The organism is Acinetobacter sp. YH12145, assembly GCF_013418335.1.
Taxonomy (GTDB): domain Bacteria; phylum Pseudomonadota; class Gammaproteobacteria; order Pseudomonadales; family Moraxellaceae; genus Acinetobacter; species Acinetobacter amyesii.
The window spans coordinates 1-12,428 of record NZ_VPCE01000012.1; the positions used below are offsets into that span (position 1 = coordinate 1).

Genomic DNA, 12,428 nt, shown 5'->3' on the forward strand with positions numbered 1-12,428 from the left:
ACTCATAAGTGCTCGGTTATATGCGGGCCAATTGGTTGTGCGGTAGATTTTGTGTGCAGGCTTCTTCATTTGAAAATTATATCGCTGAAAAAGCCTTTACAGATAGGTTTGTGCAACAAAGCCACTACAAGCTAAAGTTACGCACACAATTAGAAAAATTAAAGGGTTAAAGCCTCAGTATTTTTCTAAATCTTGAGAATTTACTTTTGATAAATTAAGTTATAGCAACTAACCCAAAATTGGATAATGTTTTAACCATGGAATCCACACTAGTGGGCACTGTTGCTAGCATAAAATTGATTCAGAGACATCTGACTGTAATATTCAATTAGTTATAGATCAAGATTGATAACAATGTTTCGTCATGATTTGATTATTCATATAGGTAATCTTCTTACTGCAAATATTGTTGTTTTTACGGTTTGAACTTATTTAGCATAAATAAATTTTCCAATAAAGTTTTGATAACTCCGCTTTTAATACTTTGTGGAAAAGAAGTCTGACTCAGGCTTTTACTCACTAACAAAACAATTCCCATAATAAAAAAAACATTAAATAGATTATAAAAAATTTCTGTCTGACTAGAGAGCTACAATTTTTTAAGATCAACAATTCCTTGTTGAGTTACAGATACCGATTCTCATCTTAAAAAATTTCACTTTTTGACAATTAAACTATTCAGGAAGAGTCTTGAGAACCTTTCAAATGAAGTTACCCCGCTCGATGTATCTTTACCAATATCTACAACCACAGGAAAAATGTAATAAGTTGTTTAAGCATAGGACTAATAAATTAATTTATATAGATTAATCAAACACACCATGAATAAAATTAAAAAGTTATATATCAATACATTATGAGCAGAAAATTATTATTATATATCTCAATTTTACTATGATAATTCTACATTTTTTCTATGAATTATCTACACATTAACTATGATATATACACAATATTTTTTCTATTTTTTATAAAAAAAAACTCATTATTATCTTTGTTTTTATAGTAAAATATGATCAAAATTCATTAAAAGTTTGATAAAAATGCATAAAAGTACCTTTTATAAAAAACATGAAAACTTTCTCAAAGAGTATGGTGATAGAGGATTTTTCTTAGCTTGGATCAAGTTTTGTAAGGTACAAAATACAACAACTGTCTTGAATACCGTACCTTTAGCGATACCACCAAAGCATGTAATAAAAGATGAACTTTTATCATCTTTAGAAAAATCGAATACTCCATCTGCATACGTTCAATTATTTCATCTATTTATAAAAAGCATGATTATTCCTGAAGATGATCTGAGCTTTATTCAGCAATCAGATCATCGGCTAATATATTGGATGATATTCGACCTAAACAGAATTCAAAACTTACAATACCCGAACAATGCACCTACCTTTTCTATTAATAATGATGCTTTGTATTCAGACCTAATAAAATATATAGACAACCAGAAAAGCTTTATTACAAACATAAAACCATATTATCTAATCAATAAAACTGCCAACAACTCATACTATCTTTCATGGATAAATACAAACCCTCATATTCAAAATCAAAACTATGACTATCAAACGCTGATAAGAAATTACGATCTTTTTGAAATATGCATTGTTTCAAAAGCTAATATTATACAAAGTTCATTTGCTGATTTTAAAACTCTCAAATCTACGGACAATGAAATATCATGGATAAAAACTGATGAAAAAGCACAACAAGCATGGATAATTAAATACCTAATAAATAAAAAATTTTATAATCCATATATTTTTGAATATAGTAAAGTTAGCTATTATGATCAAATTCTTATCACTTTAGACATAACATACCCTTCTCGAACCATACAACGTACTGCTTTTATTGAAAAAATGAAAAAAGCATGGACTCAACAAAAATATAGAGATGCAGGAAAATTAAAAATTAAATATCACCTTCCACTAACAAAAAGTTGCAAAGAAAAACTTAAAAAAATAAGTGAGTTAATGAACGTAAGCGAGAATAAGCTACTAGAGAATTTAATTAATGAAAAATATAACTCAATTGCTACAGATGAGAATGGAAAGTTTATGTACTAAAATTAAATTTATTAACTTTCCAAAATAGAAAATAATAATCCTTTCGCATAAATTCAAAACTCGTAAAATTACTAGACTTAGAAAACTCTATAAGTCTAGTAATTATTTATATATTTTTTGATCATGTATGTTTAAAGGATTTCCTTCCACTTTTTCACCTGGCCTTCGTACCACTCCATAATCTTTACACGCTCATCCCAATACTGTGCTCGGTTATATGCAGAACGAATGCGGTTCTGTGGCACATGTGCAAGCTGACGCTCAATTGCATCTGAATTAAACAAATTTGACTCATTCAGTACTGTACTAAATAGCGATCTAAAACCATGGGTTGTCATTCTACCTGCATAGCCAGAACGCTTGATCACAGCCAAAATTGATTCACTACGCATAGGTTCTTTGTTATTTAATCTATGTGGGAATAATAGATCTTGGTTGTGAGTCAAACGTAGTGCCTGAAGCTCATCAATCATCATATCTGTTAAGGGTACACGATGGGGTAAACCATTCTTCATACGCTCAGCAGGAATATCCCACTTACGTTCTTCAAGATCAAATTCTTCCCAACGTGCTTGCAATAACTCACTTACTCGCACACCAGTCAACATAACCAGAATGATTGCATGGTGAGTCTGTGCATCTGCTGGATAGGCTTTAATCCTTCTAAGAAATTCAGGCATTTCACTTTCAGGTAATGATGCTAAATTCTTCACTTTTTTATTCTTAAGCGCATAAACCAAATCACTTGCAGGATTGTCATATCGATAGCCGTGAGCTATGGCATATTTCATCACCATACCGCATCGAGATAGCGTACGTTTAGCTACTTCAGAAGAACCTCTAGCTTCAATTTTTTTAATAACCTGCAAGATCTCAGGTGCCTGAATCTGATTGATTCGCTTATTTGCAAGAGTAATGTAAAGCTCATCCAAAGATGCTCGCACATTACTGATATGTTTAGATGACCAAGTTTCTCTTTGATTCTCAAACCAGTCTTCCGCCACGTCTTTAAAGAATGGCTTAATGTCTTCATGCAAAACTGACTTGGAATGCTTGTATTTCAGTTCAAGGGCAAGCTCTCTTGCTTTCTTTAAGCTCATATCAGGATATGGACCCAGTGACTCTGACTTGCGCTCACCATGAACGGTATAGCGCACATTCCAATATTTTTGCCCTGATGGTGTAACCAATAGAGATAAGCCATTTTCATCAGAAAGACGATAACGCTTATCTTGGGGCTGTGCTTTTCTGCATTCCGTATCTGTGAGTTTCATCTGTATATACCCTTTATCTAGACTAAAAATAATTGGGTAAATTTTCCCAATAATTACCCACAAAAGGCAAAAATTGGGTCACACAGCTTAGGACAGGATCGGACAATATAGCCAATAAAAAAGCCCTTAAACATTGAATTTAAGGGCTTTTTTATATTCAGTCGAACATCCCTGAATTGAATTTTGGTGGAGATGGCGGGAGTTGAACCCGCGTCCGCCAGCACTACGCTCGAGAATACTACATGCTTAGATATCGTCTATTGATTTAGCTCTTTGTGACCCGACGAACAGGGTACAAATCGCGATCCTTTAAGATTTAGTATAAGACCCCAAGGCTTGATCTTATACGGACTTGTGTGCGTTCGCTTCAGTCGGGACCCCTAACCACAAGTATTCAGGGATGCGGACAAGCTGCCCTTAGGCAGCTAGAGCGTAAGTTTCGTCGTTTGCGACTAAAATATGCAAATTTGATTTACGAGAGAAAATGCGCTCTCGACATGCATCTATGAGTTTCATCACCAGCGTCGAAGCCAGAAACATCCCCAAAGTAGCGTCATCATAGCATAACTTCAAAAAATTGCGATGCAATTTCGAAACAATTACACATTGATCTGCGCTTAATTACATAATTGCGTTAATATTTTATTTTTCAAGACCGCAAAAGAAAAATATATGAGCTTTTTATTGGCACTCGATCAAGGAACGACTTCAAGTCGTGCGATCATTTTTAACGAACATGGACAAGTTCAAGCTACAGCTCAACGGGAAACCCATATTCAAACCCCGCATTCGGGTTGGGTGGAGCAAGATGCTCAAGAAATTTGGAGTACACAAATTGCCGTCGTGCAACAAGCACTCGCTTCTGCTCGTATCCTCGCAAAAGATATTAAAGCCATTGGACTGACCAATCAGCGTGAAACCACTGTGGTTTGGGATAAGCGCACAGGTCAACCCCTTGCCCCTGCAATTGTCTGGCAAGACCGCCGTGCAACCGAGTGGTGTGGACAACTGACCCAACAAAACCTCAATGACCTCATTCACAAAAAGACTGGATTACGTATCGACCCCTATTTTAGTGCTGGGAAATTGGTCTGGTTATTAGAACACACACAAGGTCTACGTGAACTCGCTCAGCAAGGTCATGTGGCTTTTGGTACGATTGACAGTTGGTTGGTGTGGAACCTGACGCAAGGTGCAGAGCATGTGATTGAAGCCAGCAATGCCTCACGAACCATGCTAATGAACTTACAGCAACAAGCTTGGGATGAAGAACTCTTAGAATTATTCGATATTCCCCTGTCGGTCCTCCCTAAAATCATCAGTTCAGATGAATATATTGCAGATACCGCTACAGGTTTACTTGGCGCAAACATTCCCATTACCGGCATCTTAGGTGACCAGCAATCCGCGCTGTTTGGACAGTCATGCTTTGACGCAGGAACAGCAAAAAATACCTATGGTACCGGCTGTTTCATGCTCTTTAACACCGGCACCGAAGTTCAATATAGCCATAATAAATTACTCTCGACCCTTGCATGGCAAGCTCAAGGTCAAACCCATTATGCACTTGAAGGCAGTGTATTTATGGCTGGCGCAATTGTGCAATGGCTAAGAGACGGTTTAGGGATTATTCAAAAAAGCAGTGATGTTGAAAAACTCGCATGCCAAGTGGAGCATACCGATGGCGTGGTTTTGGTTCCTGCCTTTACTGGGCTAGGCGCTCCGCATTGGGATAGTGATGCCCGTGCCCTCCTCTGTGGAATGTCACGTGGTACAAATAAATCCCACATAGCTCGTGCCGCCTTAGAGGCCATTGCCTTTCAAGTGTCGGATGTATTGACCGCCATGCAGTCAGACCTGTCTAGTCCACTTAAAGAACTCAGGGTCGATGGCGGTGCCAGTAGCAATGATATGCTGATGCAATTTCAGGCCGATATTTTAAATGTGCCTGTACTGCGTCCTAAACTTTTAGAATCAACTGCATGGGGTGCTGCCGCGATGGCTGGACTCAAAGCGGGTGTGTTTTCAAATCTCGATGAAATTGCTGCATCATGGCAATTAGAACGTGCTTTTGAACCAAAAATGAATGCTGATCAACGTGAATTTCATTTGGCTCAGTGGCAATCTGCACTCAAACGGGCGCGCTCGGACCTTTAATTTTTCTAATCCACGCAGTATGCAATAAAAAAACCGCTCATTTGAGCGGTTTTTTTATACTTGATGTTATTTAGTGTGCATGACCGCCACCCACACCTGCTTTAGGCCGCGGACAGAGCCAAATGATCAGTGCAGCGAATATGAAGACACCCGCCAAGACTAAAAACACATGATTGGCTGAAAGCGTTAAGGCTTCTTTATCCACCAAACTGGAGATATATCCCAAAGCAGCTTCTGAACTCATTCCATGATTCACCAAGGTATTTTGTACCTCAGTAACATGTAAATTACTGACCATTTCACTGCGTGCGACTTTGGTGTGATCATCCCAAATGGTTACTGCAATCGACGCTCCAATTGCCCCTGCCATGGTTCTTAAGAAGTTCATCAAACCTGCCGCAGATGCCATGTCTTGTGGCAGTACCGATGCCAAGGCCATATTGGACAAAGGAATAAAGAAAAATGGAACGGCAAAACCTTGTAATATTTGCGGCAAAGCCAAAGCCATAAAGTCTGCATCCGTGGTCCAAAAGGCGCGCATAAGGGTTACACCGCCCAAGATACTTAAACCAAAACTCGCCAAAGCACGTTGATCGTATTTGGTTGCAAGCTTCGCAACAATTGGCGACATGGTCAAACTACCGACGCCCATAGTCGCGGTGAGATAGCCTGCCCACGTTGCGGTATAGCCCAAGTTGATTTGTAACCACTGCGGAATCAGGACAATACTGCCAAAGAAGGCACCAAAACCAAAGGCCAAAGCCAAGACCGAGATGGTAAAACTTCGGTACTTAAACAGTAGTATATTCACCACAGGATGCCGCTCAGTCAGCTCCCAAATCGTAAAAATAATCAGCCCAACAAATGCCGTCAGTGCCAGTACTACAATAAATGGATTATTAAACCAATCTCGTTCATGGCCCAAGTCTAACATCAATTGCAAGGCACCGATCCACAACACCAACAGCAGTAAACCACCACGGTCAATTTTCAATTTCTGTGTTGGAGTTTCAGCCGTTTTCAGTAAGCGCATCGCTGCGATAGCACAACCAATCCCGACAGGAATATTGATAAAAAAAATCCAATGCCAAGATAAATTATCACTGATCGTACCACCCAAAATTGGACCTAAAATGGGGCCAACTACAGTGGTCATTGCCCACATCCCCATGGCTTGAGATTGCTTTTCAGGAGGGAAAATGCGCATTAACAACGTTTGGCTCAGTGGCATAATCGGGCCACCAAACAAGCCTTGCCCAATTCGACAAAACACCAACATTTCCAAACTGGTCGATAAACCACACAGTATCGAAAATAGAGTAAAGCCAAACAGGCTGATCACAAAAACCCGTACAGAACCAAAGCGCCCAGCGAGCCAACCGGTTAATGGCACACAAATCGCTTCTGCCACGGCATAGGAAGTAATGACCCATGTCCCTTGGGATGCCGATACTGCAAGGCTACCGGTAATATGCGGCACTGATACATTGGCAATGGTCATGTCGAGCACAACCATAAAGTTTGCCAAAGCCAAGACTAAGGCAGCGAGAATCAGACGACCACCTTTCAGGTCAGTCATTTGCATTTGCTGATTCATAGGCAATTACTTCGATTTCAGGTCAATCGTCGCTTCCATAGACAGCCCCACACGTAGTGGGTGTTCTGCCAACTCTTTTGGATCTAAACGAATCCTCACAGGTAAACGCTGAACCACTTTAATCCAGTTTCCTGTGGCATTTTGTGCTGGAATCAAGGCAAATGCTGAACCTGTGCCACCAGAAAAACCAGTGACTATGCCATTAAATTTAACTTTGTCACCATACAGATCAGATGTCAGTTCAACTTTTTGACCCTCTTGCACCCCTGCCAATTGGCTTTCTTTAAAGTTGGCATCGACATATAACTGGGAGACTGGCACCACCATCATTAATGACGTTCCCGGTGCAATGCGTTGCCCAACTTGAATATTACGACGTGTCACCACACCATCAAAAGGTGCTTTGATTTGTGTACGTTCTAAGTCCAACTGGGCTTGTTGTAAACGTGCTTGCGCAACTAAAACATCTGGGGTTGAGTTTTCATTGCTGTCTTGAATTAATGCATCATTTGCAGCTTTATTACTTTGCGCCGCTTTTTGACTAGATTTGGCTTGAGCGAGCCCTGCTTGGGCCACATCAAAACTGGCTTTAGCGGTATTCACAGCACTTTGTGCTGTGCTTAATTCTTCTTTAGAAATCGCACCCGAAGCAGCCAATTGTTGACGACGTTGTAATTCATCTTGTGCTTTATTCAGATCGGCTTGTGCCTTGGCGACTTGTGCGCTTGCACTATGAATTGCATCATCACTGACAAAGATTTGTGAGTTTAAAGAACTACTATTCGCCGCAGTTTGTTTGTATTGGCGTTTTGCTTTAAGTAATTCAGCCTGTGCCTGAGCTAAGGCAATTTCAGCATCACGAGCATCAATGCGAACAAGCACATCGCCTTTTTTCACTTGCTGCGTATCACTCACCAAAACCTCTGCCACTTGCCCCGTGACCATCGAGGTAATCGACGCTGTTTCTGCACCGACATAGGCATTATCGGTACTGACGGAATGATTTAGAAATATTGACCAAATCAAATACATCACCAAAGCAATCACGATCAATACAGCCACTATACCAAGGCCTTTTTTTCTGCGTGCTTTTAATTCCTGATCGGTGGGCTGCTCTGTAGATGGGGTTTCTGGCAGGTTACTAACGGTATCTGTCATAGATTTGTCCTAAATCTAGCAGACTTGGTCATGGCATCATGAGCTTTGCAAAGCATGTTAACTTTGCTGTCAGATAATGGTGTCGTGAGAAAGTCTATCTTCTTCAATTTTCCGGCATTTTAAAGCTAAAAAATCATATCCTGAGAATAGAAAATGTAACTCGTCAGTCTTTTTTTCTTCGGCAACAGGATAAAATCATGCCCTGCTGCCAATACTGGACTTTATTTTTTCATCATTTTGAATGTGTTAACTTAAAAATGGCTTAATAAGCATACGATGCAATCGCCGTTGCAATCGCTTTACCTTCATCATTGACCATGGTCATACGCATAGTGCAACCCTTACGGCCTAAACGTAAGGTTTCAGCTCGTGCAACGAAATACTGTCCACGTCCTGGCGCCAAATAATCCACACGCAAATCGACGGTCGCTAAGCGAGATACCTTTTTACTCGTTTCTACTAGATCTTCAGCTGTGGCCTTTTTATACAATTCTGCCATCGCAGAGATACCACCGATACTGTCGAGTAAAGTTGCCGCAACACCACCATGTAAAATTTGGAATGCGACATTTCCTATTAGATTACTGGCCATGTCCACACGTGCTTCGATCTGACCATCGATCACCGTCATTTTCATGGCATTGTGTACAAAAAATGGGGAGCTGTTAAATGCTTGAGCAATGTTATTTAATAAAGTATCGATTTCATTCTTCGAGTTTAGGTCAATATTACCGGTCCAACTCTTATTTACATCTGTCATAGCCTACTCGAATCGCTGTCATTGAATAAAAAAATAATACGGGGTGCGCCAAACCCTCATTATGCGTCTACAATAGTCAAAGTTTAATACTGATCAATGAGATTGTTATGACCTATACGTTCAATCGTCCAGCTTTTCCTGCCACTCGCATGCGTCGCATTCGTAAAAATGACCAGCTTCGCGCTATGGTGCGTGAAACTCAACTGACGACTGATCATCTCATTTATCCAGTATTTGTGTTGCCAGGCCAGCAACAAACTCAAGATATTCCAAGCATGCCAAACGTACAGCGTCTATCTGCTGACTTGTTACTAAAAAAGGCAGAACGTTTACTCGAATTGGGTGTTTCAAAATTAGCTTTGTTCCCAGTTACACCACAGGAAGATAAAAGTTTAACGGCTGAAGCAGCTTGGCATGAAGATGGCTTAGTCCAAAGCACCATCCGCTTATTAAAAAAAGAACTACCAGAAATGGTTCTCATCACTGATGGTGCGCTCGACCCATACACCACACATGGTCAAGACGGTATCATTGATGATACCGGCTATGTACTGAATGATGAAACCGTTGAATGCTTAATTAAACAAGCACTCAGCCATGCTGAAGCGGGTGCAGATGTGGTTGCACCCAGTGACATGATGGATGGTCGTATCGGTGCAATTCGCCAAGCCCTTGAAGCCAATGGCCATATCTATACCAACATCATGGCTTATTCTGCAAAATATGCGTCTAGCTTTTACGGGCCATTCCGTGATGCGGTAGGTTCTTCAAGCAACCTCAAAGGTGGCAATAAATACAATTACCAAATGGACATCGGTAACCGTGCTGAAGCTTTACATGAAATCGCACTCGATATTCAAGAAGGCGCCGACATGGTGATTGTAAAACCGGGTATGCCGTATTTAGATATCGTCCGTGAAGTCAAAGATAATTTCGGTGTTCCAACATTTGTCTATCAAGTGAGTGGCGAATACGCCATGTTGGCAGGTGCCATTCAAAATGGTTGGCTATCTGAAAACGTGATTATCGAATCGCTTATGAGCTGCCGCCGTGCAGGTGCAGATGGGATCTGGACTTACTTTGCTGAAGATGCAGCACTCATGTTGAAAGACATGAAATAACCTGCAAAGCCTTCCTGAAATGGTAACGTTCAGGAAGGCTTTTTTATATCTGTAAAATTTAAAAAACAGTCTTGGAAGAAAAACTTCGGCGTTGCTGAAGTTAAGATCAAACTCATACATTCATCGGTTAAAAGAACATGAATATTGCCATTATTGGGGCGGGTATTAGTGGTTTACTCAGCGCATTGGAACTCGTTGAACGCGGTTGTACGGTGACGATTTTCGACCAACAACGCACAGGTTCTGCCGCATCTTGGGCTGGTGGTGGCATCCTCTCCCCGATGTATCCTTGGCGATATCCCAATGAAGTCAATGCGCTCGCACGTTATGGCAAGCAGAGCTACCAAAAATGGAATGAAAAATTAAAACCTATGACTGGGATTGATTTTGAAATTCATGAAACTGGCATGTTGATTTTTGATGAAGATGATTTTGAAATTGGCTTAGATTATGCCCGTTTGCACCAAGACCCAATGCAACAGGCGGAATATTTACAATCCGAGCAAATTGAGCAGATTAATCCTCACATTTCAGCACGCTTTGCACATGGCATTTATTTTTCGCAATTAGCCAACATCCGTAATCCGCGACTTTTGCAGTCATTAACGGCTTATTTACAGCAGCATCCTAAAGTTCAGATTTATGAACATTGCCCTATCCGCCAATTAAACCGTTCGGACAATCGTATCCAGTCCATCACCACCGCAGATGGCAAACAACATACAGCTGATCAATTCGTTATTGCCACGGGCGCTTGGTCAGCCGCATGGAGTGAACAACTAGACATTGAGATACCCGTACAACCCGTGCAGGGACAAATGCTTCTCTTTAAAACTCCGCAGAACTGGTTGCCGACCATGTGCATGAATAAAGTCATGTACTTGATTCCACGCCAAGACGGTCATGTGGTTTGCGGCTCAAGTATGCGCCAATGTGGCTTTGATACTCAGACAACAAATACAACCTTGCAGCATATTCAAAAATCCTGCTTTGACATGGTACCAGAGCTTGCCAACTTTCCGATTGTGAAATCTTGGGCTGGCCTGCGCCCATCTTCGCCTGAAGGGATTCCATATATTGGGCAGATGCCAAATTTCGACAATCTTTGGGCAAATTTTGGGCATTTTAGAAATGGTTTATGCATGGGACCAGCTTCAGCTCAGTTATTGGCTGAACTTATGACTGGGGAAACGCCTTCATTCAATGCAGACCACTATAGTCCGAGTCGCCTGTTTCAAGATGCATTGTTAAGCGTCGAATAATGGTCAATCCGTCAAATTCAACTAAGCCAATAAATCCTGCAAGGCTTCTTTTAACGTCGGAAATTTAAACTCAAAGCCTTGCTGTAATAATGCGGCTGGCTGAACCAATTGACCATTTAAAATTAATTGCGATTGCTCACCCAATAAAATTTTAAAGATAGTTGCAGGCACATTGAGCCACGGCTTTTTGGCTAATTGACGTGCTGCAATCTGCGCAAACTGAGCCTGCGTCGTTTTTTCCGGCGCAACTAAATTAAAAATATGCGAATCGATTGGCGTGGGTTCAAGCAATGCATGTTTTTTCTCTGCTTGTTTCATTAAAAACAGCATACTTCGGATCACATCTTGTATGTGTATCCACACAAAAGGCTGCCGACCAGAACCTATTTTATTGACCAAATTGAACTGAATCGGTCGCAACATTTGCGGTAAGATCCCGCCACCTTCAGCTAAGACCACACCTAGTCGTGTGATAATGGTATTTTGTTCAGGAAATTGGCGTGTGACTTGCTCCCAACTTTGGCATAGCTCTGACATAAAAATGGCTTGTGGTGCAGCATTTTCATCGCACACTTTTGTCCATTGTTCTTCAATATCAATACCATAATAACCAACAGCCGAACCTGAAATAATGCATTTCGGAAAAATTTTACGTTTACGTAAATATTGATACAGCGCTTCTGTGGTTTTGACCCGACTTTCTAATAATTGCTGTTTACGCGTCTCTGTCCAGCGACCTTTGCCGATACTTTCACCTGCAAGATTAATCACATAATCAATTCTGTCATGAGGAATTTGATCGAGCTGCTGTACCCAAGTTAAATGTGGTGATTTAGAAATACGCTCAGCCTTACGACTGAGCCCAATCACTTTATAATCCGCAGCTAAAAGTGCCTTGATGAGATGTGTGCCAATAAAACCGCTGCCACCCGTCATCAGTACTGTGGGCTGATGCATAATTTGTTCTTATCTATATGAAATAATACTATTATCTATAGAACAAGATCACCAAACGATCAAG

9 protein-coding genes and 1 other RNA gene are annotated in these 12,428 nt (G+C 40.6%); 4 read left to right on the plus strand and 6 right to left on the minus strand.

Annotation, left to right across the window (positions count from 1 at the left end):
• Positions 1–1,043: 1,043 nt before the first annotated feature.
• On the plus strand, positions 1,044–2,078 hold the full coding sequence (locus FTU80_RS12170; protein WP_180085322.1) for a hypothetical protein: 1,035 nt from the start codon (positions 1,044–1,046) through the stop codon (positions 2,076–2,078).
• Between the two features lie 131 nt (positions 2,079–2,209).
• On the opposite strand, the gene FTU80_RS12175 is transcribed toward FTU80_RS12170, so the two are convergent.
• Together FTU80_RS12175 and ssrA are read right to left on the minus strand one after the other, a co-directional pair.
• Complete coding sequence (locus FTU80_RS12175) at positions 2,210–3,352, minus strand: tyrosine-type recombinase/integrase (protein WP_180085325.1); 1,143 nt, start codon at positions 3,350–3,352, stop codon at positions 2,210–2,212.
• 184 nt (positions 3,353–3,536) lie between these two features.
• Positions 3,537–3,896: a transfer-messenger RNA gene (gene ssrA / locus FTU80_RS12180) on the minus strand.
• Positions 3,897–4,024: 128 nt separating this feature from the next.
• On the opposite strand from ssrA, the gene glpK reads away from it, so the two are divergent.
• A complete protein-coding gene (gene glpK / locus FTU80_RS12185; RefSeq protein ID WP_180085326.1) occupies positions 4,025–5,509 on the plus strand; it encodes a glycerol kinase GlpK in 1,485 nt (494 codons plus the stop codon).
• 70 nt (positions 5,510–5,579) lie between these two features.
• Here glpK and FTU80_RS12190 read toward each other — a convergent pair whose 3' ends face one another.
• From FTU80_RS12190 to FTU80_RS12200, 3 genes are all read right to left on the minus strand, one after another.
• Positions 5,580–7,106 (minus strand): DHA2 family efflux MFS transporter permease subunit, encoded by a 1,527-nt coding sequence (locus FTU80_RS12190; protein WP_180085328.1) that lies wholly within the window; start codon positions 7,104–7,106, stop codon positions 5,580–5,582.
• 6 nt (positions 7,107–7,112) lie between these two features.
• Positions 7,113–8,264 carry an efflux RND transporter periplasmic adaptor subunit gene (locus tag FTU80_RS12195; protein WP_180085330.1) on the minus strand — a complete coding sequence of 384 codons (1,152 nt, stop codon included), beginning with the start codon at positions 8,262–8,264 and terminating at the stop codon, positions 7,113–7,115.
• 262 nt (positions 8,265–8,526) lie between these two features.
• The gene (locus FTU80_RS12200) at positions 8,527–9,024 is read right to left on the minus strand and encodes a thioesterase family protein (RefSeq protein WP_180085332.1); all 498 of its coding nucleotides are present in this window, start codon (positions 9,022–9,024) and stop codon (positions 8,527–8,529) included.
• Between the two features lie 107 nt (positions 9,025–9,131).
• Here FTU80_RS12200 and hemB point away from each other — a divergent pair, with 107 nt between their 5' ends.
• Positions 9,132–10,145: a porphobilinogen synthase gene (gene hemB, locus FTU80_RS12205; protein WP_180010032.1), complete on the plus strand. Its 1,014-nt coding sequence runs from the start codon at positions 9,132–9,134 to the stop codon at positions 10,143–10,145.
• 137 nt (positions 10,146–10,282) lie between these two features.
• Positions 10,283–11,407 (plus strand): glycine oxidase ThiO, encoded by a 1,125-nt coding sequence (gene thiO / locus FTU80_RS12210; RefSeq protein ID WP_180085334.1) that lies wholly within the window; start codon positions 10,283–10,285, stop codon positions 11,405–11,407.
• Positions 11,408–11,428: 21 nt separating this feature from the next.
• On the opposite strand, the gene FTU80_RS12215 is transcribed toward thiO, so the two are convergent.
• Positions 11,429–12,364, minus strand: a complete 936-nt coding sequence (locus FTU80_RS12215; protein WP_180085336.1) for a TIGR01777 family oxidoreductase — start codon at positions 12,362–12,364, stop codon at positions 11,429–11,431.
• Positions 12,365–12,428 lie beyond the last annotated feature (64 nt).

Coding starts and splice junctions, on each gene's coding strand:
- FTU80_RS12170 (WP_180085322.1), top strand. CDS start 1,044: ATGCATAAAAGTACCTTTTATAAAAAACATGAAAACTTTCTCAAAGAG.
- FTU80_RS12175 (WP_180085325.1), bottom strand. CDS start 3,352: ATGAAACTCACAGATACGGAATGCAGAAAAGCACAGCCCCAAGATAAG.
- glpK (WP_180085326.1), top strand. CDS start 4,025: ATGAGCTTTTTATTGGCACTCGATCAAGGAACGACTTCAAGTCGTGCG.
- FTU80_RS12190 (WP_180085328.1), bottom strand. CDS start 7,106: ATGAATCAGCAAATGCAAATGACTGACCTGAAAGGTGGTCGTCTGATT.
- FTU80_RS12195 (WP_180085330.1), bottom strand. CDS start 8,264: ATGACAGATACCGTTAGTAACCTGCCAGAAACCCCATCTACAGAGCAG.
- FTU80_RS12200 (WP_180085332.1), bottom strand. CDS start 9,024: ATGACAGATGTAAATAAGAGTTGGACCGGTAATATTGACCTAAACTCG.
- hemB (WP_180010032.1), top strand. CDS start 9,132: ATGACCTATACGTTCAATCGTCCAGCTTTTCCTGCCACTCGCATGCGT.
- thiO (WP_180085334.1), top strand. CDS start 10,283: ATGAATATTGCCATTATTGGGGCGGGTATTAGTGGTTTACTCAGCGCA.
- FTU80_RS12215 (WP_180085336.1), bottom strand. CDS start 12,364: ATGCATCAGCCCACAGTACTGATGACGGGTGGCAGCGGTTTTATTGGC.